The 22,951-nt window shown below is 64.0% G+C and carries 26 protein-coding genes; 13 read left to right on the forward strand and 13 right to left on the reverse strand.

The window, feature by feature from the left end; genetic code table 11:
* Positions 1-14 precede the first annotated feature (14 nt).
* A complete protein-coding gene (locus CH281_RS19135) occupies positions 15-266 on the forward strand; it encodes a hypothetical protein (protein ID WP_027496446.1) in 252 nt (83 codons plus the stop codon).
* Positions 267-367: 101 nt separating this feature from the next.
* Complete coding sequence (locus CH281_RS19140) at positions 368-895, forward strand: J-domain-containing protein (protein ID WP_027496447.1); 528 nt, start codon at positions 368-370, stop codon at positions 893-895.
* Here CH281_RS19140 and CH281_RS19145 read toward each other — a convergent pair.
* Positions 879-2,444, reverse strand: a complete 1,566-nt coding sequence (locus CH281_RS19145; protein WP_027496448.1) for an NAD-dependent epimerase/dehydratase family protein — start codon at positions 2,442-2,444, stop codon at positions 879-881. The genes CH281_RS19140 and CH281_RS19145 overlap by 17 nt on opposite strands.
* The gene (locus CH281_RS19150; RefSeq protein ID WP_032366662.1) at positions 2,441-3,670 is read right to left on the reverse strand and encodes an aminotransferase class I/II-fold pyridoxal phosphate-dependent enzyme; all 1,230 of its coding nucleotides are present in this window, start codon (positions 3,668-3,670) and stop codon (positions 2,441-2,443) included. Before CH281_RS19150 ends, CH281_RS19145 begins: the two co-directional genes overlap by 4 nt.
* A gap of 377 nt (positions 3,671-4,047) precedes the next feature.
* Between CH281_RS19150 and CH281_RS19155 the strand changes: the two genes are divergently transcribed.
* A complete protein-coding gene (locus CH281_RS19155) occupies positions 4,048-5,166 on the forward strand; it encodes an acyl-CoA dehydrogenase family protein (protein WP_032366661.1) in 1,119 nt (372 codons plus the stop codon).
* A 3-nt stretch (positions 5,167-5,169) separates the two neighbouring features.
* Here CH281_RS19155 and CH281_RS19160 read toward each other — a convergent pair whose 3' ends face one another.
* Entirely contained in the window at positions 5,170-5,775 is a 606-nt protein-coding gene (locus tag CH281_RS19160) for a ribulose 1,5-bisphosphate carboxylase large subunit (protein ID WP_094695378.1), read from the reverse strand.
* A gap of 54 nt (positions 5,776-5,829) precedes the next feature.
* On the opposite strand from CH281_RS19160, the gene CH281_RS19165 reads away from it, so the two are divergent.
* From CH281_RS19165 to CH281_RS19175, 3 genes are all read left to right on the forward strand, one after another.
* A complete protein-coding gene (locus CH281_RS19165; RefSeq protein ID WP_027496452.1) occupies positions 5,830-7,014 on the forward strand; it encodes an NAD(P)H-binding protein in 1,185 nt (394 codons plus the stop codon).
* Positions 7,014-7,724: a CPBP family intramembrane glutamic endopeptidase gene (locus tag CH281_RS19170; RefSeq protein WP_094695379.1), complete on the forward strand. Its 711-nt coding sequence runs from the start codon at positions 7,014-7,016 to the stop codon at positions 7,722-7,724. Before CH281_RS19165 ends, CH281_RS19170 begins: the two co-directional genes overlap by 1 nt.
* Before the next feature lie 63 nt (positions 7,725-7,787).
* Positions 7,788-8,225: an Lrp/AsnC family transcriptional regulator gene (locus CH281_RS19175; RefSeq protein WP_027496454.1), complete on the forward strand. Its 438-nt coding sequence runs from the start codon at positions 7,788-7,790 to the stop codon at positions 8,223-8,225.
* Here the strand turns inward: CH281_RS19175 and CH281_RS19180 are convergent.
* Together CH281_RS19180 and CH281_RS19185 are read right to left on the reverse strand one after the other, a co-directional pair.
* The gene (locus CH281_RS19180; RefSeq protein WP_094695380.1) at positions 8,197-10,911 is read right to left on the reverse strand and encodes a molybdopterin-dependent oxidoreductase; all 2,715 of its coding nucleotides are present in this window, start codon (positions 10,909-10,911) and stop codon (positions 8,197-8,199) included. The two genes, CH281_RS19175 and CH281_RS19180, sit on opposite strands and share 29 nt — an antisense overlap.
* Positions 10,908-11,720 (reverse strand): FAD binding domain-containing protein, encoded by an 813-nt coding sequence (locus tag CH281_RS19185; protein ID WP_032401223.1) that lies wholly within the window; start codon positions 11,718-11,720, stop codon positions 10,908-10,910. Before CH281_RS19185 ends, CH281_RS19180 begins: the two co-directional genes overlap by 4 nt.
* A 179-nt stretch (positions 11,721-11,899) precedes the next feature.
* Here CH281_RS19185 and CH281_RS19190 point away from each other — a divergent pair, with 179 nt between their 5' ends.
* Positions 11,900-13,468: a PucR family transcriptional regulator gene (locus tag CH281_RS19190; RefSeq protein WP_027496457.1), complete on the forward strand. Its 1,569-nt coding sequence runs from the start codon at positions 11,900-11,902 to the stop codon at positions 13,466-13,468.
* 7 nt (positions 13,469-13,475) lie between these two features.
* The gene (locus CH281_RS19195) at positions 13,476-14,111 is read left to right on the forward strand and encodes a DUF2461 domain-containing protein (protein ID WP_032372722.1); all 636 of its coding nucleotides are present in this window, start codon (positions 13,476-13,478) and stop codon (positions 14,109-14,111) included.
* 10 nt (positions 14,112-14,121) lie between these two features.
* Here CH281_RS19195 and pucL read toward each other — a convergent pair whose 3' ends face one another.
* The 4 genes from pucL to uraD (CH281_RS19215) are packed head-to-tail and all read right to left on the reverse strand — an operon-like array spanning position 14,122 to position 17,785.
* Complete coding sequence (pucL, locus tag CH281_RS19200) at positions 14,122-15,042, reverse strand: factor-independent urate hydroxylase (RefSeq protein WP_032408087.1); 921 nt, start codon at positions 15,040-15,042, stop codon at positions 14,122-14,124.
* A gap of 1 nt (position 15,043) precedes the next feature.
* Entirely contained in the window at positions 15,044-15,370 is a 327-nt protein-coding gene (gene uraH / locus CH281_RS19205; RefSeq protein ID WP_032372721.1) for a hydroxyisourate hydrolase, read from the reverse strand.
* Entirely contained in the window at positions 15,367-15,870 is a 504-nt protein-coding gene (gene uraD, locus CH281_RS19210) for a 2-oxo-4-hydroxy-4-carboxy-5-ureidoimidazoline decarboxylase (protein ID WP_027496461.1), read from the reverse strand. Before uraD (CH281_RS19210) ends, uraH begins: the two co-directional genes overlap by 4 nt.
* 10 nt (positions 15,871-15,880) lie before the next feature.
* On the reverse strand, positions 15,881-17,785 hold the full coding sequence (gene uraD / locus CH281_RS19215) for a 2-oxo-4-hydroxy-4-carboxy-5-ureidoimidazoline decarboxylase (RefSeq protein WP_094695381.1): 1,905 nt from the start codon (positions 17,783-17,785) through the stop codon (positions 15,881-15,883).
* Positions 17,786-17,962: 177 nt separating this feature from the next.
* On the opposite strand from uraD (CH281_RS19215), the gene CH281_RS19220 reads away from it, so the two are divergent.
* Positions 17,963-18,496: a nucleotidyltransferase family protein gene (locus CH281_RS19220; protein ID WP_032387142.1), complete on the forward strand. Its 534-nt coding sequence runs from the start codon at positions 17,963-17,965 to the stop codon at positions 18,494-18,496.
* Here CH281_RS19220 and CH281_RS19225 read toward each other — a convergent pair whose 3' ends face one another.
* Positions 18,497-19,000, reverse strand: a complete 504-nt coding sequence (locus CH281_RS19225; RefSeq protein ID WP_094695382.1) for an alpha/beta fold hydrolase — start codon at positions 18,998-19,000, stop codon at positions 18,497-18,499.
* Positions 19,001-19,168: 168 nt separating this feature from the next.
* Here CH281_RS19225 and CH281_RS19230 point away from each other — a divergent pair, with 168 nt between their 5' ends.
* The 4 genes from CH281_RS19230 to CH281_RS19245 are packed head-to-tail and all read left to right on the forward strand — an operon-like array spanning position 19,169 to position 21,657.
* Positions 19,169-19,570, forward strand: coding sequence for a VOC family protein (locus CH281_RS19230; RefSeq protein WP_057474284.1), 402 nt, complete (start codon positions 19,169-19,171; stop codon positions 19,568-19,570).
* A 5-nt stretch (positions 19,571-19,575) separates the two neighbouring features.
* Positions 19,576-20,217 (forward strand): class I SAM-dependent DNA methyltransferase, encoded by a 642-nt coding sequence (locus CH281_RS19235; RefSeq protein WP_256983803.1) that lies wholly within the window; start codon positions 19,576-19,578, stop codon positions 20,215-20,217.
* Positions 20,218-20,244: 27 nt separating this feature from the next.
* Complete coding sequence (locus tag CH281_RS19240) at positions 20,245-21,072, forward strand: hypothetical protein (RefSeq protein WP_094695383.1); 828 nt, start codon at positions 20,245-20,247, stop codon at positions 21,070-21,072.
* Positions 21,073-21,087: 15 nt separating this feature from the next.
* Positions 21,088-21,657 (forward strand): AAA family ATPase, encoded by a 570-nt coding sequence (locus CH281_RS19245; RefSeq protein WP_306427558.1) that lies wholly within the window; start codon positions 21,088-21,090, stop codon positions 21,655-21,657.
* Positions 21,658-21,667: 10 nt separating this feature from the next.
* Here CH281_RS19245 and CH281_RS19250 read toward each other — a convergent pair whose 3' ends face one another.
* From CH281_RS19250 to CH281_RS26650, 3 genes are all read right to left on the reverse strand, one after another.
* Positions 21,668-22,354: a haloacid dehalogenase type II gene (locus CH281_RS19250; RefSeq protein WP_094695384.1), complete on the reverse strand. Its 687-nt coding sequence runs from the start codon at positions 22,352-22,354 to the stop codon at positions 21,668-21,670.
* Positions 22,351-22,767 carry a DUF1707 SHOCT-like domain-containing protein gene (locus CH281_RS19255; protein WP_032390035.1) on the reverse strand — a complete coding sequence of 139 codons (417 nt, stop codon included), beginning with the start codon at positions 22,765-22,767 and terminating at the stop codon, positions 22,351-22,353. Before CH281_RS19255 ends, CH281_RS19250 begins: the two co-directional genes overlap by 4 nt.
* A gap of 83 nt (positions 22,768-22,850) precedes the next feature.
* The coding region (locus tag CH281_RS26650) for a biotin/lipoyl-containing protein (RefSeq protein ID WP_141214481.1) at positions 22,851-22,951 on the reverse strand (101 nt) is incomplete at its 5' end.

Raw genomic sequence — 22,951 nt, forward strand, 5'->3', positions numbered from 1 at the left:
GGTACCCGGTGGCCATGACCGACGACCAAGAGATCATGCAGAAGATTTCCGCGAAACTCGACGCACTGCTCGGCAGCAAGACGAACGGCCTGCAGAACGAGGTGCCGCCGGGTGCAAGCATCCAATCGGACGAGGACGACGCCGAGCACGGTCCACTCGGCCGGGATTACCACCTGGCGAGCAAGTACGCCCAGGCGCTGGCCATCAACGAGCCTCAGGTGATCGACCGTGACGAGTTCGACCGCTTGGTCGCCGAATACGGCTGAGCCGACGCATTTGAGCGAGCCCCGACCCCTGCATGGGATCGGGGCTCGCTCGTCTCGGGCGCACCTGGCGAACACCCGGGGCCGGTTCTACAGTCGATGGAGTGACCGAACGCAAGAAGCCAGGAGTCACGTTCGAGTCCTGGGTCGACAAACAGATCCGCGAGGCGCAGGACGCCGGTGCATTCGAAGGACTCGACGGCACCGGCAAACCCATCCCGATGGGCGATCCCGACGACGAACTGTGGTGGGTTCGCGGCTATCTGAGGCGAGAGAACCTGCCGGTCGATGCGCTCTTGCCCACGGCGTTGGCCCTGCGCAAAGAGATCGAGCGGCTGCCCTCTACGTTGATCGGTCTCCGGCGCGAGGAGTCCGTACGAGACGTGTTGGACGAGCTCAACGCTCGCATCGTCGAGTGGATTCGCTTTCCTACCCCGCCGATCGTGCCGCTCGGCCCCGTGGATGTCGAGACATGGGTGTCCCGGTGGCGTACCAATCGAACCGAGGTCGACCGATTGGAAAGACAGCACGACGCGGAGTCGGCTGTGACGTCGGGCCGGCCCTCGGCGGCGGACCACGACGGTGCATCGTGGTTCGCGCGCGTTCGCAGCAGGTTCAGCTGGTGGCGCTGAGTCCGATCGTCCTGGCGCAGTAGGCCAGAGCGTCCGCCGCAGTGGACACGAACGGAAGCGCAGCTGTACCGTCCACGCGAACTCGAGAAGGCAACAGCCCGTCGGGGCACATCGGTTCCTCCAGTGTCGTCCACCCGGTTGCGCGCCGGCGCACGCCGCCGACCACGGTGTCGGTCGCGTGCCGGACTCCGCTGCGGAGCGCCACCGGGGCGGTGTCGAGGTGCGTGCGAGCGAAGCGCAGTGCGGCGTCGACAGCGTCGACGGTCTGGGTGGCCGATGATCGGCCGCGCAGCCCGGTGCTCAGGCCGTGGCCGGGGAGATCCAATACCACTACGTCGACGCCTGCCCGTGCGATCTCTTCGGCCAGGGGTGTCAGGTAGCGGGCATGCAGACCGGTATCGGCAACCAGCACCACCGACTGGTCGGTGGCTGTCGCCGATCGGTGTACTTCGATGTGCACTCGCCCGCCGGCGATGTCGAGCTGCCGGTGCACGATATCGAGGCCGGCGACGTCTGCGCGGGCGAGCGCGACCGCGTCGGAGGCCGGCCGCAACGCTGCCTCGCAGGCGAGGTCGCGTTCGAGGGCGTCCTGACTCCTCAGCAGCGACTTGCCCTGCAGCAGAATCATCACGGCGGCAGCCTCATGGGAGGTGAGGGTGGGTGCCCAACCGGTGGCAGCACCGAGCGCGGTCGAATCGACGATGGGCTCTCCGGGCGTGACCCACTGCCCGGAGAACGGCGTGAGGCCGAGGGCGAAGGCGATGTTCGCGATACGCGTCGCCGCTTTCTGTGGAACGTCGAACATCAACTGGCCCTGCATCGCAGCGAGTTCGCGCACGCCGACCCAGTCCACCGGACCCAGGTTGTACGGACCGACGAGGTCGGTCTTGGCCGCGCGGTGGAAGGCGTCGGCCATGTCGTCCTGGAACAAGAATTGATACGAGGCCCGATCCGCTTCCGGGAACGCGCCGATCGGCCCGGTGAACTGGTCGATCCCGTCGTTGGCGAAGTCGGGTCCGACGATGTACGTGCACCGCAACATGGAGATGGTCATCTCACCGGGGTGCCTACGCAGCCACCACTCCGCGTAATGTTCCACCTCGGCTTTGTCGTAGAAGTAATAGCGATTGGGATCGCCTGCTGGATAACTGTTCTCGGTGAGCGGCTCCGGAGCGATGTCGGCACCGTACGCATTGATGCTCGAGGCGATCACCACGCGTGACACCCCCGCTCGGTATGCGGAATCGATGACGTTGCGTGACCCGCGCAGGTTGATGTCGTGGGTCTCGGTCTTGTCTTTGAGCTCCTCGACCACGAACGCCAAGTGCAGCACGACGTCGCACTCGGCGAACGTCTCCTCGAGGTCGGGAGAGCGAATGTCCGAGCGGAGCGAGGTGAACTTCGGGTGCGTGATTCGGGCTGGGCGACGGGCTATCCCGACGACCGCGTCCACCTCGGGATCCTCGAACAGCCTCGGGAGAATCGCGGCCGCGAAGTCACTGGTGGCTCCTGTGACCGCGATACGCACGCCGCGGTGGCGCTCACTCATGAGGGCAGCTCCGCTACGGCCTCGATGATCTGTTCCGTGGCGGTCGACAGGTGTTGTTCGGTGTGCGTTGCCATCACGCACAGGCGAAGTATGGCACCGGATTTCGGCACGGCGGGATGCAAGGCAGCGCTGGTGAAGATGCCACGGTCGTAGAGGTTCTTCCACAGACTCATGGCCACGAGGTCGTCGCCGATGTGGAGTGAGACGATGGGGGCGGCCGTATCGCCGTGGGGTGTGGACGAGCGACCTGCCACGTCGAGGCCGGCCGATTGCAGTCCGCCGCGCAGGATCTCGGCGTTGTCGAGTACGCGCCGAGCCCGATCCTTGCCCTCGTCGCTTCGGATCAGGCGGACGGAAGCCAATGCGGCACCCACCGCAGCAGGCACACCGGAGGTCGTGAACAGGAAGGCGCGGGCCTTGACCCGGAGGGTGTCGATCAAGTCGCTCGAGCCGGTCACGAACCCGCCGGTGGAACTGGGGCTCTTCGACAGTGACGCCATCGTGACGTCGACGTCCTTGGTGATGCCGAACAGCTCTGCCGCTCCGGTGAGTTCGGGCCCGTAGACACCGAGGCTGTGGGCTTCGTCGACCATCAGCGCTGCGTGATAGCGGATACACAGCTCGGAGACGACGTCGAGCGGTGCCAGGTCGCCCTCCATGGAGTACAGACCGTCGACGATCACCAGCACGGCTCCGTCGTCGACGACGGGTTGCTGGAGTTTGGCTTCGAGATCGGCCATGTCGTTGTGCTTGAACTTGACCACCGACGCGCCCGAGAGAGTGCTGCCGTCGCGGATCGATGCGTGGGCCGCCGAATCGACGATCACCGTGTCACCGGGGCCGACGATCGCACTGATCGTTCCGAGGTTCGTCTGGTAGCCCGTGGTGAAGACGAGTGCGTCGTCCGTTCCGTGCCACTGGGCGATCTCGTGCTCGAGTTCGAGGTGGAGGTCCAGAGTGCCGTTGAGCAAACGACTCCCAGTGACTGCGCTGCCGAATGTGTCGAGCGCGTGCTGGGCACCCTCGACAACCTTGGGATGGTCGGCAATGCCGAGGTAATTGTTGGATCCGAGCATGATTTTGTCCCGGCCCTCGACGCGAACGACCGGGGCAACGGCCGATTCCATCTTGCGGAAGTACGGGACCACATCGGCGTCTCGAACAGCGCGCAGCAAATCCACGCGCTCGTCTCCGCCGAGTCGTTTCATCAATCTGTTGACAACCATCGTGTACCAGAACTCCTCACAGAGTCGATTGTGGATTGTCGCGAATTCATGAGTTCATTCGGAGCGGGCGGCGCTGGCGATTGGTATTCGGCAGAAGAATATTCAGCGTTTCAAAAGATGCTCGTGCGACGGAAATCGGTTGGTAAATACGCCCCGAAAAATAACTTCGGTTTCTTTCGATGGGCAAACTTTACGAGACCTTTAGTTTATCGCCGCAGGTGGCGGGGTATTGTCGGGGTCCAGCGCGAATTCACCTGCTTTACCGCTGTCCATGCTGATATTCGACTGATTTGTCCAGGTCGACTGATGGTACAAATTGGACGACGCCCCAATCAATCAGTGACACACAATCGATTAGTGACACAAGGAGATGAACAGTGACTGGATTAATGGTGCGCGAAAGAGAAACGCTCGAGAAGTACATGCCGGGTTTGCTGCAGTATCTGGACACAACCCCACTGGACCGACTGGAATCCCGCGATTCGGACGCGATCGACAAGTTTCGGGAATTCGGCGGTACCGGCTTGGTGGTCCCGGGCGAACTGGGTGGTCTCGGTGCTCCGGCCATCGACGCGGTTCGGGCGCAAAGGGCCATCGGGTCTCGCTCACCCTCTCTGGGCGCGGGAACCACGATGCACCATCTCTCACTCGCGTCCCTGACCGAATTCGCTCGTGGTGCCACCGACGACGACCGAGCATTGATCAAGGGATTGGTCGACCAGAAGGCGATCGTCGCTTCCGGGTTCTCCGAGGGCGTCACCGGCGGGAGTGTGTTCATTCCGACGATGACCGCCGTGAAGAAGGGCGACAACTACATCGTCAACGGAAGCAAGAAGCCGTGCAGTCTGGCACGTTCGATGGATTTGCTGACCTGCAGCGTCGAGATCGACTCCGGTGACCGCGCCGTCGCGCTGATTCCGGCCGGCCTTCCGGGTATGAGTGTGAAGCCGTTCTGGACCACCGACATTCTGGCCGGCGCGCAGAGCGAGGAAGTGTTGCTCGAAGACGTCGAAGTACCGGCAAGCCTCGTCCTACCCAACAAGGACGACGATCCCGATGGCGTGCACGAGATGACCGGCTACCTCTGGTTCGGGATGCTGATCTCCGCCAACTACATCGGCGCCGCGACCTCTCTGCTCGAGCGGATGATCGAGCAGGACAAGGGTGACTACGAAGGCTACGTTCGAGCGGCGGCCGAACTCGAGGTGTCCATGGCGGCAATCGAGAACGTGGCCCGTGCCTTCGACGAAGGTGAACGCGGACAGGACATCTCGGTGAAGTTGCTGTTCAACCGCATCGCGATTCGTGACGCACTGGTGCGCAGCAGTGCGGCTGCCATCGAATCGCTGGGCGGGATCGGCTTCATCAAGTCACCCGAAATCGCCTACGTCGCAGCAGCATTGCACGCGTTCGCATTTCATCCGCCATCACGGCGGTCCATTTCGGAGACCCTGGCCCGTTTCCACGCAGGTGAAGATTTCGCGTTCGTCAAATAGCGACTACCGCTGTTCGTCTTCCATCTCGTCGTTCAACTTGTCCTCGCCCCGGTTGCGGAAGAACTTGAATCCGGGGATGCCGATGACGGCGCGCCTGACGTCCTTCGTCACTCCGAGAAGCTCGTGGATCTCGGGGGAGACCGTATCGAGGGTCGCGAGGATGGGGAGTAGAGCTTCCATGTGGTCGAGGAGTCCGGGAAGCTGATCGACCATGGCGATCGCTGCGTCGACCTCGGCGTCGGACAGGTTGTCGACGAAGCGTCGCGCCATGGGCTCGGACTTCTTGGCGATGGGATCGAACATCTCGATGAGCTCCAACGCCGTATGCGAGGCGGCCGATGCCGACGCGACCACGGTGTCCGCGGCACCGGTCGTCCGTTGTACATGAGCAACCACGGCATCGGCCGAATCGATGACATGGTCGATTCGTGTCATCAATGTCTCTATACGGCTCAGCAGTGCTTCGATTCTGCCGGGCAGGGTAAGCGCGAAATCGGCCGTGGTGAACATCCAGCTCGCACCGGCCCGCGCCACTGCGGCTCCTCGCCGAAGCACCGTTTCGGTACCGAGAGGGTCGGGGAGGACCACACCTGCCAACACGAGAGCCATAGGAGCGACAATGCCATACCGACGCAACGCCCCGACTGCCGTTAGCCTCGACGCATGAGAGTCCTCGTCACCGGTGCCAGCGGGTACATCGGGTCTCGGCTGGTGGCGGCCCTGTTGGCAGACGACACGGACGTCGTCGTCGGGTCTCGGACTCCGAAGAACCTGCGCACTTTCGACTTCTACGATTCCGTGACCGCGGTGTCGCTCGACGTCACTGACGAACAATCCTGTGCCGCGGCCTTCGCAGAGTCGGGCGACATCGATGTCGCCTACTACCTCGTCCACGCGATCGGCGAAGCCGACTACCGTGCCCAGGACCGGACGTCCGCCGAGCAGTTCGCCGCGGCCGCCGCACGAGCGGGAGTGCGTCGAATCGTGTACCTGGGCGGCTTCGTCCCCGACGACGCCCACCTGTCGGAGCACCTGGCCAGTCGCGCCGACGTCGGTGAGGCGCTGACGGTGGACGGTATCGATCTGGTGTGGTTGCGAGCGGCGATCGTCATGGGTGCCGGCTCCACGTCGTACGAGATGCTGCGCTATCTGGCGGACCGCCTGCCGGTGCTGCCGTTGCCGAGCTGGCTCGCCGAGCCCGTTCAACCGATAGCAGTCGACGACGTACTGCACTACCTGGTGGCGTCGGCCGATACCGACACCGTCCCAGCAGGTTCCTACGACATCGGCGGCCCCGACGTGGTGCCGTACCGCGACCTGGTGTTCGCCTACGTCGAAGCCGCCGGGCTGCAGCGCATCGGGATACCGGTACCGCTCGTTCCGACGTCACTCGCCGGCAAGGTGATCGGAAAGATCATTCCTGTGCCCGCCGGGCTCGCCGAGGATCTGGTCGGTTCACTGCACAACACGATGACCACGTCGGAGAGCCGGATTCGGGATCTCGTCCCTGATCCGCCCCGTGGTCTGACCACCATCGCAGACGCCATGGCCCGTAGCGTGCGAGGAACCGTGGGCGAGCCGCCCGGGGTCTGTGCACTGAAGGACCCGCTGCGACTGGCGAACACCGACGCAGCATGGAGCGGCGGAGATGCGCTCGGCGTCCGGCGGCACGGCGTGGCAGCGTCCTCGGACCGCACCTGGGGTCTGGTCGAGGCTCTGGGCGGCCGTCGACTGCTGGCATCGAAGCCCGTGGCAGCAGCAGTGCGTACCAACCTCGATGTGGCTGCGAGTGTGAACCGACGCGCGAAGTCGGTCGTGCGCCGACTGACCGATACCGAGGAGGCATGATGGCAACGTGGTCGACGACCGCGCTGAACGTGATGAAGTCCGCTCTGGTCGATCCTGTCGAGCGAGACCACCGGGAGTCCGACGCGGCGTTCAGGAAACGGCGCATCATCGTGCTGATCACACTGGTGATCGGGGCGACGGTGCTGTATTTATCGCTCAAGGTGGAACCGGGTGACCCGTCGTTCTACGCATTGACGCTCGTGTTGGCCGCAGTGTGGATCATCGGTGGATGTCTGTCGGGGCCGCTGCACCTCGGACGGATCAAGGTGGGCGGGTCCATCCGGCGGCCGATCGTCACCCCCATCCTCATCGGTCTCGCCGTCGGTGGCGTGTTCATGCTCGGCGGCCTCGTCGTCCGTCAGATTCCGCCGCTCGCCGATTTCACCGAGAACGTGCTCGCACACGCCCGAGTGGGGTCGCTGGTACTGATCGTGTTCATCGCGTTGCTCAACGGTGTCGCCGAGGAGATCTTCTTCCGAGGAGCCTTGTACTCAGCCATCGGAGTCAAACATCCGGTGATCATCTCGACAGTCGTCTACACCATCGCCACCCTCGCGTCCGGCAACCCGATGCTCGGCTTCGCCGCCGTGCTGCTCGGTTACGTGATGGGGCTGCAACGTCGGGCATCGGGCGGAATTCTGGCACCGATCCTGACGCATGTCAGCTGGTCGGCGGTCATGGTTCTGGCGCTGCCCCCGCTGTTCGTGTGAGCAGAGGGTCATGTCTCGTGCGGGCAGAGGGGCATCGGCGGGGATCTGAGCTAGATTGCGCACGTGAGTGAAAACCTCGATCGCGTCGACCGCCTGATCGTCGACGAATTGATCTCGGACGGCCGCGCGACGTTGGCGACGTTGGCAGAGAAGGCGTCTCTGTCCGTGTCGGCTGTTCAGTCGCGAGTTCGACGCCTGGAGTCGCGACGAGTCATTCGCGGTTATACGGCGCAGGTCGATCCCGAAGCTCTGGGGCGTCCGTTGTCGGCGTTCGTCGCGATCACTCCGATCGATCCGGCTCGGCCGGACGACGCCCCCGCACGACTGAAGCATCTGACCGCCATCGAGTCGTGTCACTCGGTTGCCGGCGAGGAGAGCTACGTCCTGATGGTGCGCGTCGAGTCGCCGCGCGCCCTCGAACATCTACTGCAGGAAATTCGCGCCACGGCGCACGTGCAGACGCGCAGCACGATCATTCTGCAGACGTTCTACGATCGTTGACCGCTCGCCAGACGCGGTCCGAGGACATGGGCAAGTGGTGCAAGCGCACTCCCACCGCGTCACGGATCGCGTTGGCCAGTGCGGGGGCGACGGGGTTGTACGGTGACTCGCTCATCGACTTCGCGCCGAACGGGCCCAATCGGTCGTAGGTGTCCGCGAACAGCACCTGGGTTCGTGGAATGTCCGCGAACTGGGGGACGTGATAACTCCGAATGGAGTCGGTGGTGATCCGCCCCGCACCGTCGGTGCGCATCTCCTCGTACAGTGCGCTGCCGATGGCCTGCGCGACACCGCCTTCGACCTGGCCCCGGCACTGCTGCGGGTTCATCACGGTGCCTGCGTCGGCGCTCTGCACCGACTGGAGGATCGCGACCGTACCGGTCGCTTCGTCGACCGCCACCCGAAATGCCTGCACGTTGAACGCCAGTGATCGCGGGAGTCCGCCGCTGTTGCCGCTTGCCGTCAACGTGCCGCCCGCCGATGCCAGTACGTCGTCCAACGGGACGAAGCGATCTCCGCACCGCACCCCCTCGGGCCCCAACGTGCAGTTCGAAGGGCGGTGCCCGGTCGCGGTGGCAGCGACCTCGACGATGCGGGCCGACAACCCGCGCACCGCCGCGTAGAGCGCCTTGCCTGCGACGACGGTCCCCGCCGAGCCGAACGCACCGGTGTCGTAGGTGACCGACTCGGTATCGGACTGCACGACGCGGATGCGGTCGACCGACGTGCACAGCTCGCTGGCCGCGATCTGGGTGTGGACGGTGGTGGTCCCGTTTCCGAACTCCGCTGTTCCGACGCGTATCTCGTAGCCGCCCTCGGGCAGCAGCGACGCGGTGGCCTCGGCGCGGTGGCCACGGGGCGGAATGGTGGCGATCATGGCCACCGCCATTCCTTCACCGATCTTCCAGCCGGGCGGCGCAGGCTCGCCGTTGCCTTGCCTGATGGCGTTCTCGGCGAGGTCGATGCACTGATCGAGACCGTAGCTGCCGAATTGCAGGTCGTCGCCTTCGCGGTGCGCGGCGACGATCTCGTCGCCGGGAACGATGACATTGCGGCGGCGGAACTCGAACGGGTCGATATCGAGCTCTCGGGCGAGATCGTCGAGGGCCGATTCGATCGCGAACATGACCTGCCCCAGTCCGTAGCCGCGGAAGGCACCCGATGGAATGTTGTTGGTGTACACGGTCTTCGCGTCGACCCGCTTGTTGGCGCACCGGTAGATCGCCACCGATTCGCCGCACCCGTGAAACATCACTCCGGCACTGTGATTGCCGTACGCCCCGGCGTCGGTCAGCACGTCGATCGACAGTGCGGTCAACACGCCGTCGGCGCTCGCGGCGGCGGTGACGTCGACGCGAAACGGGTGTCGGCACGGTGCGACCGTGAACTCGTCCGTGCGGGTGAACTCGAACTGCACCGGCCGACCGGTCCGCAGAACGGCCAGCGCGACGACGTCCTCGGTCAGTAGTTCCTGTTTGCCGCCGAAGCCGCCACCCACCCGTGCGGTGAACACGCGGACACGATCCCGGGGGAGGCCGAAGATCTCGCATATTTCGTCGCGCACCAGGTAGGGAACCTGGGTGCTGGTGCGCAGATGAAGCCGGCCGTCGGCGTCCAGCCAACCGATGGTGCCATGAGTTTCCAAGTGCACGTGCTGAATTCGCTGAGTCGTCCATCGCCCGGTGGCCACCGCTGCTGCAACACGTACTGCAGCGTCGACGTCACCGGTGCTGCCGTGCAGTTCGGCCACCAGGTTTCGGGACGGGTCGGCGATCCGAGCCGCTGCATCCTTGTCGCCGTGGATCTTCGGTGCGTCCGGGGCGAGTGCCGACTCGGGGTCGAACACGGCGGGTAGCACCTCGTACTCGACGATGAGGGCGCGGCAGCCCTCCTGCGCGGCGGCGATCGACTCCGCGACCACGATCGCCACACGTTGGCCGATGAACCGGACGACGGTGTCGAGTACCCGGGTGTCGTCGGGGTCGTCGACGCGGCTGTCGTGTCTGGCTGTGGAAAATGCCACCGCCGGGCTGTCTTTCGAGGTGAGCACCAGCTGCACGCCCGGCACCTGTTCCGCGGCCGTGGTATCGATGGAGACGATCCGCGCGTGGGCATGCGGACTTCCGAGAACGCTGGCGTGCAGCAGCCCGGGCGGGGAGTGATCGAGCGTGTACGGCTCGGTTCCGGTGACTACCCGTGTGCTCGCGGGGGCTTCGAGCGAACGCCCGCATGCCGGACCGTCTGCCCCCTTCTCGGTGTTGACCACCCCGCACACGGCATCGGAGATGGCGCGATACCCGGTGCAGCGACACAGGTTTCCCTTCAGTCTCGAGGGCAGCTCGTCCCTGTCGTCCGCGGTCAGGGTCGACGCGGTCACGACCATCCCGGCCGTACAGAACCCGCATTGGAATCCGGCGGCCTCGACGAACCGGCGCTGCATCGGGTGCAGATCCTCCGGGGTGCCGAGCCCGGCCACGGTGGTGACGGACCTGTCGGCCGCGCGGTAGGCGGGAAATATGCACGAGTGCACCGGTTCTCCGTCGACGAGGACCGTGCATGCGCCGCAGTCACCGGCGTCGCAGCCCTTCTTGACCTCGAAACGGTCGTGTTCGCGGAGCAAAGTGCGCAGACATTGACCCGGTCGCGCGGCAACCTCGGTCGGTACGCCGTTGATGTCGACGATCATGACAGCTCCTCACGAATGGACTGCGCCGCAGCGCAACTGATGTGTCGACGCCAATCCGGCGCACCATGGGGATCGTCGTACCAGTGCTGCGGACCGATAGTGTCGGCAAGGGCGTCGTCGAGCTCGTGCGCCGTCGGTACAGCCGAAAACCGAAGTACGAACGGACGAACGGTCGACGCGGTGACGGTCAACACGAATGTGCCGTCGGGGTCGACGCGGCCGATCACCACCGCCGCCGATCGGCCGAGAGGTGAGAGCGACAGCGTGCGCATCGCCGTTCTCGACTCGAGGGCGTGCCGCGGAACGTCGATGCTGCGCAGCACATCCCCGGGTCGGAGCACCGTGGTCTGGGGGCCGACGACCAGCTGGTCGATCGGCAGACGGTAGTCGTGCTCGGGGCCGTGTGCCGACCACACCTCTGCGACGCCGTCGAGGGCGGCAGTCAACGAAATCATGGCTCCTGCAGGCAGGGCGAGCGCTACGTTTCCGCCGACAGTGGCGGTCTTCCAGATCTTGAACGAGGCCAGCAGGGCGGCTGCACACCGAGGGAACAAGGTGGTTGCGGGGAAGGCGGACTCGAATCGAGCCAGAGTCTCGATCGTGCACGTCGCTGCGATCCCGAGTCCGTTCTCGTCGACGATCAACGGCTCCCATCCCAGGGCCGTGATGTCGATCAGGGTGGTCAGGTGGTCCTGTTTCTCCGAGAACAGCCACGTGCCGCCCGCAACTACCGCGGCGTCCGCGCTGCCCGGCGGCAGATCCGCACGCGAGCGGGGAAGCAGAACACGATCGACAGTGCCGAGATCCATGGCTTCGTTCACCTCATTCTCGCCGGCCCGGATTCACCGCCCGGTGCGCCTTCTCGAACTGTAGTGACTTTCTGTTACCGATCTCGGTGCTCACGCGATACGCCCGAAACTCGGCGGAAACAACCCGCGCTTATCTTTGCCTCCGGCACGGCCGAACACACGAGGCGGGAGGTTCAACGATGTACGTCGGAGACCTACTCGATGCCTCGCACCTGGGCATCCGATTGCTCACCTCCGATCGCGACGCCCTCGGACGTACCCTGCGGTGGACGTTCACCACCGACCTACCCGACCCGTCCCGATACATCGCGGGCGGCGAGTTGGTCATCACCGGACTCGTATGGCGGCGCACGCCCGACGACAGCGAAGTGTTCGTTCGATCGGTGGCCGAATCCGGTGCGACGGCATTGGCCGCGGGGGAGGGGTTGCTCGGACACATTCCGCTCGATCTCGTCGACGCATGCGAGCGACACGGTCTGCCGCTCCTCGCTGTTCCCGACACGGTGTCGTTCGGTGAGGTCACCGAATTTCTCGTCGGCCGGGTCACCGGTGATCGGATTGCTTCGCTGAACAATTCGCTCGTGCGCCAACGCCAGTTGCTCACCGCGGTCGCCGACGGCAGAGCCCTCGACGAACTGGCACTGCACATCTCCAGAGAAACGGGAATGGCGTGTCTGATCTACACCGCCACCGGGCGTCGGTTGGTCACCGAGGCATCTGCGTTGTCCGACGCAGATGTCGACACCTTGACGCACGCGGCACTCTCGTCCGAAACGCTTCCTACGACAACCGTTCTCGCTGATGGATCGACCTACAGTGTCTTCGGCGTCGGGCCATCGCTCGTACAGCGCACCACGCGATGGTTCCTGGCTGTGGCCGGAGACATGGATTCGTTCTCTCCCGACGTCTCCGAGGCGTTCGGGCAACTCGCAGCCATCGCCGCGCTCGATCGTGCCCGGCGTGAAGAAGGACGGCTGGTGCGGCGTGAGATCGCAGATCAGGCGGTGGCGTTGATCGAACACGACAGCACCGGATTCGAGGCACTGACGAGGCTGCGCCAGGCAGGAGTCGACCCCGACAGGCCGCTCGTCGTCGTCAGAGTTGCCCACAGCGGTCGCGTCGACCTGCGAGAGATGCTCCGATCCGTCGTCGGTGACACCCTGACCTCGTTCGGCGGTGGGTGTGTCGGATGCAGCGCACACGGCGACATCGTCGCAGTCGTCAATACCGACGACACACTGTTCGCGCAGACCATCCGCATTCGGCTGTCCCGGTTGCGCTCTGGAATCGGACCCAGCCGAATACATGTGGGCGTGAGCGCCGTGGCCACCGGGCTGACCATCGACGGCGCACTGAGGTCGGCTCGGCACGCTCTCGAACTCAGCAGGCAGGGATCCGCGGCGGTGACGGTCACCGCAGGCACCAAGCCGACCTCGGCAGTATCGATGATGTCGGCGCTTCCCGACGACGTACGAAAATCGTTCGTCGAGCACGTCCTCGCGCCGCTGCTCGAGCACGACCGACGCACCGACGCCGACCTGACCGACACGCTGCGGGAGTTTCTGGCCAACGGAGGGTCCTGGCATCGAACCGCAGAGTCGATGCACGTCCATCTCAACACCGTCCGATATCGCATCAAACGCGTGGAGGAACTGTTGGGGCGAGATCTCGGCTCCACTGCGGACAGACTGGATGTCTACCTCGCCCTGCAATCCATGCCTCGGGCGTCGGCCCACGGCGCTGCATAATGGGGAAATGACTGCAGGCTTCACCGGAATCCCCTTCACCGCCCTGGACTTCTACGAAGACCTCGAAGCCGACAACAGCAAACTCTGGTGGAACGAACACAAGGACGTCTACGACAGTGCCGTCAAGGCACCGATGACCGCGTTGCTGGCGTACCTGGAACCCGAATTCGGTAGCGCCAAACTGTTTCGGCCGTACCGGGACGTTCGATTCTCGAAAGACAAGACCCCGTACAAGAGTCACCAGGGCGGGTTCGTCGCACGGGGCGACAGCCTCGGCTACTACGTCCAGATCGATCCCGCCGGATTGTTCGTCGCAGGCGGCTTCTACAACAGCTCCCCGGACTCGATCGCGCGTTTCCGCAAGACCGTCGACGACGACGTACGCGGAGCCGAACTCGAGGCGCTACTGGCCACGCTGACGAAATCCGGGTTCGAGATCGGCGGCGACACGCTCAAGACCAAGCCGCGGGGCTACGAGGTCGACCATCCGCGCATCGATCTGCTGCGGCACAAGACGTTGACTGCCGGCAAACATTTCGGCTCACCCGCGTGGCTCGAAAGCCCCAAGGCAGCAACGAAAGTACGCGACGCCTGGCGTGCTCTGAGCCCCCTGGTGGAATGGTCCGCGGCACTGCACACGTGAGCACAATGTGTTACCCGACGACGGAGTATGTGCGCCAAGCACTTCCGGCGTCCGGAGCGTCCTCTCGTTCGACCGTTGCCTGAATCAGACCGTAGGGCCGATCGTCGGCGTTGAACACCTCCAGGTTGTTCTCGATGCCGAACTTGCCCAAGTCGTAGACGAAGTGGTGCTTGTTGGGGGCCGACATCGAGATCTCGGCAATGAACGGATACTTCTCCAGTGCCGCCTCGCCCATGGCGTACAGGGTCTGCTGAAGAGCCAGCGACTGCAGGTTGGCGAATCGCTCGATCATCGCGGCCTTGACGCCCGCGTACACCGCATCCCACTCGACATCGGTTGTGGTGTAGCGCCACTGCGCTGTCAGCGACGTCGCCATCACTCGGTCGGTCGTGGGCTCGAGAATCGTCAGATCGTCCTCGAGGAAGCCGTGGAACTCCGAACCCGTCGACTTGAGAATCACCATCTCCTTGAAACCGCTGACGACCCAGGTTCGCTGCGCCTCGCCCTTACCCTCGACCGTGACGGCCGAGGTGCGAATTTCCTCGCCCTTGCGGGTCCACGTGTGGTCGTGCTCGACGCCGTCGACGACCGCACGCGCCCAGGCGTACTCCTCGAGTTCGATACGGGCACCGTCGACGGGCTCGACGTCGTCGACGTAGTGACGCGCGAGGTCGAGCCCGTAGCTCTCCAGGTGGAGCAGACCCTTGGTCTTGGCATACGCGTACGCGGTCTGCTTCTGGGTGTCGGTGGGCAGAACGGCGGACTGATCGCCGGCCAGGTGTGCGGCAGAGAAATCGCCACGCAGCGCACTCGATACGTTGATGTCGTGGATCTCGTGCCGCGGAGAATCTCGATAGATCCGCACCACCCGGTTCTCGGCTTTGCCGTACTGATTCGCTCCCAGAACGATCTTTCCGGTCAGGTCGGTCATGTCAGCTCCCGCGATAGGTCGAATATGCGAAGGGGGACAACAACAACGGCACGTGATAGTGGGCGTCGGGGTCGATGACGGTGAAGGAGACGGACACCTCGGGGTAGAAGCTCGGGGTCGAGGTCGCCTCGAAATACGATTCCGTGTCGAACGAGAGCCGGTACACGCCCGGTTCGACAGGTCCGGGAATCACCTCACCGATGCGGCCGTCTCCGTCGGTGGTGGCTGTCGATATCTCGCCCTGTTCGGAATGGAACAGCCGCACGCGCATGCCGACCGCCGGTGTGCCGGCCGTGGCGTCGAGCACGTGCGTGGACAGCCCGGTCACTGCGTCGGTCCCAGCACGCGGCCGAGGCGAATTCGGTTGATCTTGGCCAGTTCCACGCGGAGCACCCGTCTTTCGGTTTCGGCATCGTTGTCGAGCCTCTCCTCGAGGATAGCGAGCAACTCCTCGGCCGACCTGCCGGTCGCGCACACCAGATACACGTGCCCGAACTTGTCCTCGTACGCGCGGTTTCCCGCCGCCAACTTCTCGCGTACTTCGGTGCCCGCAGTGGTCACTGCGGCCTGCTCACGCTTCGACGACGGGTTGTCCGCAGTGCCCCCGATCCGGGGATGGCCGTCGAGTGCATGATCTATCTCGGCCTCCGGCAGCTCGGCAAGTACCCGATCTGCTCTGTCCAACAAAGAGTCTCGGCTGGCGAACGGTCTACCCTGGGCGACTCGACGGGCCCAGATCGAGGACGCGCAGCACTCGAACAGTGCATGCATCGCCTGTCGATCGGAGAGCTTGTTGAACCCGTCGAGTCCTATCCATTCGTGCAGCACATCTCGCTCGCTATCTGAAGTCGTTGATCCGGCCGAACCGCGCGGCCGCTATGGGGTTGGCGTCCGCAACCAGATCGTCGAACCGATAGTTCGCGATCTTGGCGATTTCGATCATCGCGAAAGATCGCTCCGCCGACGGCGCATTCTCCACCCGCGACCATCCGTTGGCCAGAACTCGATCGTACCGTTCGGTCTCTCGGGCGCAGATCACCAACGGGAATCCGAAGTGTCGCCGATACTCGGCGGCGAGCTGAACGATGTTCTCGTGTTCGTCCTCCTCGAGGTTGGACAGTCCGACGTGATCGGCAGCGTTGAGGGTGCCCATCGCATCCTCGCTGCCGAGGTCGGGGTAGCTGTTGATCAGCTCGATCTGTTCCTCGGTGGTACCGGCCAACAGTGCTTCCTGGAATGCCTCACGTAGACCGTGGGCGTCGGCGAACGGGCGCTGCTGATACGCACGCTCGACGACCCACGGGGTGCCCTGCACCAGACCGCCGAACGTGGCGGCGAACTCCTCGGCCGACATCTCGTTGACCCGGTCGAGGGTGATACCTGCACCCGGACCGCCGGCCACGGCCTGACCACGATTTCCGATGTGGAAGAACAGGATGTTGAGGACGATGGCAGAGACGGCGCCCAGGACGATTCCGCTGCCGAACAGCATCTCGAGCCAATCCGGTACGCCCTGCGAAACGGTGGGTTGGATGGTGACGAGCATCGCCAGTCCGAGACTGGTGGCGACGATGATCAAGTTGCGATGGTCGGTGAAGTCCACCTTCGACAGAGTCTGGATTCCGACGACGGCGACCGTCGCGAACAGGGCCAGTGCGGCACCGCCCAGTACCGGTGGCGGGATGGAGGCGACGACGGCCGCCGTCTTCGGCAGCAGACCGAGCAGAATCATGATGCCGCCCGCGCTGGCGACCACCCACCGACTACGCACACCGGTCAGTCGGACCAGGCCGACGTTCTCCGAGAATGCCGTGTACGGGAACGAGTTGAACGTGCCGCCGATGACGGTGGCGACTCCATCGGCCCGCAGCGTGGCAGCGATGTCGTCCTTCTTGATGCGCTTGCCGACGATCTCACCCGTCGCATAGACACTGCCGGTGGTTTCGACCGCGATGATGAGCATGACGACGATCATCGAAATGATGGCGACGACACTGAATTTGGGCACACCGAACAGGAAGGGCTGGGTGAATCCGACCCACGATGCTTCCGCGGTGCCGTCGAAGTTCATGTCGCCCAACACGAATGCGACGGCACTGCCGATGACCAGACCGAGCAAGACGGCGATGGTGGCCATGAAGCCCTTGAAGAACCGTTGGATCAGCACGATGATCAGCAGCGTGCCGATCGCGTACGCCATCCATCGACCGTTGGTCGGATCCTGTTCGTGTGTCGCAGGATTGGTCACCGCATCGTTGACCGCTACCGGCAGCAACGCGACGCCGATGATCGTGATGACGGTTCCGGTCACCACCGGTGGGAAGAAGCGCAGCAGCCTACTGAAGTACGGTGCCATGAAGAACGTGACCAGACCGGCGACGATGACGGCACCGTAGACGTACAGCAACCCCTCGGTGCCGCCGCCGTTGGCCAGTGCGATCGCGATCACCGGCGACACACCGGCAAACGTGACGCCCTGCAGAAGTGGAAGCCGGACACCGATCTTCCAGAACCCGACCGACTGAATGATCGACGCGATACCGCAGGTGAACAGGTCCGCGTTGATGAGATGGATCAGCTGTTCGTTGGTCAGCCCGATTGCACTGCCGATGATGATCGGTACGAGAACGGCACCGGCGTAGAACGCGACCACGTGTTGAAACCCGTACGCGGCCAATTTGGGAACAGGAAGCACTTCGTCGACGGGATGGACGCGCTTGCGTGTGATGGGCTTGACGGACATCGGTGGGCACCTCGCGGACGCAACAGGGTGGATTCCTGCGACGCTGCAGGAGAAGTGCACCAAGAATCGGTCATTGCGACCGCTGCCGCCAGTCGAGCGAGCACAAAGTTTCCGCCGCGCTCGAGGCGCGTGTTGTGCGATCATCCAAGACTCGGCAGAACGACTGAAGGAGTGACGATGTCCGACGCTGTCGTGGGAGTGGTCCTGGCTGCAGGTGCCGGAACGCGATACGGATCGCCCAAAGTGCTCGCTCACGACGGGTTGTGGCTTCGCACGGCCGTGCAGGCACTGACCGATGGTGGTTGTGACCAGGTGATCGTTGTGCTGGGCGCGGCCGACGTCACCGTGCCCGATGGCGCGACCGCAGTACACGCTCCCCATTGGGAGCAGGGAATGAGCGCATCTTTCACCGCCGGCTTGGCGGCCGCATCGGACGCGGAGTACGTGGTGGTTCACGTGGTCGACACACCCGACGTCGGACCGGAGGTCGTCCACGCCGTTCTCGACGCCGCACCCCGGACGGGTCTGGCCAGGGCAGTGTTCGACGGCCGCCCAGGTCATCCGGTCGTTCTGGCGCGTCGACACCTCGAGGCAGCTGCGGCATCGGCGTCGGGAGACTCGGGGGCGCGGGACTTCCTGCGGGGAAGGGACGACGTGATCGCCGTCGAATGTTCGCAGTGGGCAACGGGAATCGACCACGACTACCGGTAGCTACCGAATGTCGGCAACGATCGTCTCGGTCACGCCGTCGAACTGGTGACCACCGGTCGGCAACTCGATCACTGTCGCGGACGGTAGGGCGGCCGAGTTCAGCGCCAGATGCGACACAGGGACGACCTCGTCGTCTCGGCAGTGCAGCAACGTCAGGTCGGTCCGCGGTTCGCCGGTGAGCGCGTACTGCGCCACGCCCCAGCCCTGCGGACTCCAGTCCGGCATGGCCAGCAGCGTGGCTTGCTCCGGATGGGCGCGCATCGCTTCGGCCAGGACCCGAACCACGATCGTGGCTCCGAAAGAATGCGCAACAACGCGGTCCGCAGGTCCTGCGTCGTCGAGGAGCTTCCGAACCGGCACAGCCCAGGCCTCGTAGCCCATATCGCTGTCGGACAGTTCCGGCATGACGAGGTCGAGGCGCAGCGCCTCAGCCAACCCCTGCGCCAGCTCGGTGTCGTCGACGAAGCCGCCGGCACCGTGAACGAACAGAAGTCGGCCGACCATGCTGGGATCCTCTCCTCGACAACGCTGTCGTAGAAGGAGACCGAATCGCGGCCGTGAATTCACCGGTTGACTCGGATTCGGGGACCGTGCGAGCATCGACGGCAGCGTCGCGTGTCGATGACGGACTGCGTCAGGCATGGAGGCGTCGTACTGCCCAGGAGGCAGCGCATGTCCGTTTCGTTCGATCACACCATCATTGCTGCGAAGAACAGTTCTGCGTCGGCGGCGTTCTTTCGCGAACTGTTCGACCTGCCGGAGGCACCCTCGTGGGGCCCGTTCGTCAACGTACAACTCACCGACGGGACGTTGATTCAGTTCGCCGAACCACCGATGGATGACATTCAATTCCAGCACTACGCATTCAGAGTCACCGACGACCTCTTCGACGCCGCCTACACACGGCTCGTCGGTATGGGCGTCGAACACTGGGCCGATCCACGGATGACTCGGCCCGGGGTAATCAACACCGATCATGGCGGTCGAGGGGTGTACTTTCGCGACCCCACCGGCCACTTCTTCGAGATGCTGACGCGCTCGTACCTGGCCGAACCGGGCGAGTCTGTACCGTGACGGTTGTGGCCGAACAGCAGCACGTTTCGATGACGAGGGCGGCATACGACACCGTCGCAGAAAGCTACGCGGACCTGGTTCGCGACGAGCTGGACGGCAAGCATCTGGAAAAGGCGCTGCTGGCCACATTCGCCGAGCGTGTCGACGCTGGGGTCGTAGTCGACGTGGGATGCGGATCGGGGCGCATCGCGGGCCATCTACGATGCCTGGGTCTGGCCATGACCGGAATCGATCTGTCGCCCAGCATGATCGACGTTGCGCGTCGTGAATTTCCGGACGTGCGTTTCGTCGTCGGCGCGATGCAGTCGCTCGACATGGGCTACTGCACCGTCTCGGGAATCGTCGCCTGGTATTCGATCATCCACACCCCGCCGGCCCAGCTGCCGCAGGTGTTCGCCGAACTGCATCGGGTGCTGCGTCCGGATGGACTGCTGCTGTTGGCATTTCAATCCGGGGACGAGCGGGTGCGACTGGAACAGGTGTACGGACACTCCGTCTCGTACGACGCGTATCGACTCGACCCGGTCGCGGTCGCGGGCATGCTCGTCGAGGCGAACTTCGAGGTGGACGTCCGCGTGCATCGAGCTCCGATGGGATACGAGTCGACATCGCAGGCATTTCTGATGGCGCGCAAGCGAACATCGTGACATCTCGAGACCGGTAGGATCTGCCCGATGTGCGCACCCCGTCCACGCGTTCTGTTCGTGACCGACTTGGCGTATCTGTCTAAGGGCCGACGCTACTGCGACGAAGACATCTTCTTGTCTTCGCAGCTCCGTGAGTGGGTCGACATCGCGCTGTGTCACCCGCTCGATGCGCTGGCACTGATGGATGGCTTCGATGCTGTCGTCGTCCGGAACTCCGGACCTGTGCTGGGATACCAGGACGCGTTCGACGCGTTTGCTCGCCATGCGCGCGAGAACGGCACGAAGGTTTTCACCCAGCTGACCGGCAAAGGCGACCAGAGAGGCAAGCAGTACCTGGTCGATCTTTTCGCAGATGGTTTTCCGGTCATACCTACCGTCGACGATCCGCGGGGCGTCTCGCGCTTACCCGAGGTGAATACCTATGTGGTGAAACCGAAATGGGGTGCCGACTCGATCGGCATGCGTCAGATCGGACGCGCCGAACTGTCGGAAGTCGAGCCGGGCAGATTGATTCAGCCGCGGATCGATTTTGTCTACGAAGTGTCGTTCTACTTCATCGGCCGCACAGTGCAATACGCCCTGTACGCTCCGGACCCCGGCCGACGTTGGGAGTTGGAGCCGTACTCGAGTACTGCTCAGGACGAAGAGTTCGCGCAACGTTTCGTCGACTGGAACGACATCGACCACGGAATCACGCGGGTGGACGCATGCCGCACCGTCGACGGAACGCTGCTGTTGGTCGAGCTCGAAGACCTGAACCCGTACCTCTCACTGGATCGGCTGCCCGAAACGGCGCGTCGACACTTCGTGAAGAACATGGCGGACGCGATCGTAGCGCTCTGTGCCCAACCGTAGCGGGCGAAAAAAGTCGTGATTCTCGGACCGAACGACGCGGTATCGCGTCGCCCCTCGCGAATCGTGGTGGCAGGGACATCAGGTTCCGGTAAGACCACGTTGTCGGCTCGTCTCGGATCGGTTCTGGGAATCGAACACATCGAGATCGACGCACTGTTTCACGGTGAGAATTGGACGCCCCGTGTCACGTTCGAGCAGGACGTGGACGAGTTCATCGCCCGCCCGGCCTGGGTCACCGAGTGGCAGTACAGCGTGGTGCGGGATCGACTCGCCGATCGGGCCGACCTCTGCCTGTGGCTCGATCTGCCTCGTCGAACGGTGATGCGGCAGATCGTCTTCCGCACGCTCCGTCGTCGGGTCGGTCGAACAGTGCTGTGGAACGGCAACTTCGAGCCACCGCTGCATCGCATATTTTTCGATCGCGAGCACGTCGTCCGGTGGGCCTGGAACACACATCGTCTGACTGCCGAGCGAGTACGGCGACTGAACATGCGCCGACCGGACCTGACGATCGTGCGATTCCGATCGCACGCTGAAGTGAACAGGTGGCTGGCCGATCGACTGGTTCCGGCGGCGAGATTCTGAACTGCGTCTGTCAGCAGTTGAGTCGGTCGGCAAGGGACTCGATCGAGTCTGCGCTGTAGGTCCACTCGGCTTCGGGAGCAAGGTCGAACGTCTGCGTCGGGCCGTGTTCCAGCGGGCGGGCGACGAATGCGGTGGCGAAGCCACACTCGGCTGCGGCGGCGAGGTCGCTGTTGTGTGCGGCAACCATCATGCACTCGTCGGGACGCAGCCCGAGGACGTCTGCGGTACGTAGGTAGGCGTCGGGCATGGGCTTGTACGCCTGCACCGGTTCCGCGCCCAGGATGGCGTCCCAGGGAAGGCCGGCATTCTTGGCCATGTCCAGCAGCAGCGAGATGTTGCCGTTCGAGAGCGGTGCTACGACGAACTCGGTGCGCAGCCGCGTGAGCCCGGGAACGGAATCGGGCCACGGCTCCAGTCGATGCCACGCGAAATTGAGTGCGGTCGTGGCGTCCGCATCCAGGTCGATCTCGAACTCGGAGAGCACCGTTCGCAGGGACTCCAGGTGCAGTACGTCCAACCGAGTGAAAGGTCGTTCACCGGACCGCACCTGTTCCATGGCCGGTTGATAGAGGCTCCGCCACCGATCGGCAAACCGATAGCTGTCGACTCCCGGACCGCAGATTTCGGAGACCTCGCGGGCAATGCTCGTGCGCCAATCGACGACGGTGCCGAAGACGTCGAACAGCAGCGCTTTCAACGCTTCTTCTTCTTTTTCTTCTTGTCCGCCGGATGTCCTACCGCAGACAGGATGGCTCCGGCCAGCGGAATGAGAAGGAAGAAAAGCCACTTTTGGTCGAAATCGGTGAGAAAGAACAGAGCAAGTGATCCGAAGATGACGATCGGCATCACTACTGCAGCCCAATCGATTCCGCGGTCCTTCACGGCCGGTGCGTCGGCGTCGGATCGTGCGAGCGACGCAGTGCCGGACGCGGTGGGGAGGTCGACGAATACCGATTCGAGCTGTCCACGCGTCGTCGCGGAAGCGATTGTGGCACTGCGCTCGTCGAATTCGGGAACCGTCAGGCGGCCCTCGCTGAAGTGCTGACCCAGCACATCGAGGGCCTTCTCCCGATCAGCGGTACCGATACGTATTTCCGGAAGCTCGGACATTGCTACAGGGTAGCGCTATCCGCGCCGCCGTTCGATGCCGAAAGTCGCCCGGGGGTCGATCCGTTCGGCATCGAACGTCGGTGTCACTTGATTTCTGCGAGGACGGTGCCTTGGGTGATGGCGTCGCCTGCGGTGACGCTCAGGCCGGTGATGGTGCCTGCTTTGTGGGCGGTGACGGGGTTTT

This window comes from Rhodococcus sp. 06-221-2 (assembly GCF_002258365.1).
Lineage (GTDB): Bacteria > Actinomycetota > Actinomycetes > Mycobacteriales > Mycobacteriaceae > Rhodococcoides > Rhodococcoides fascians.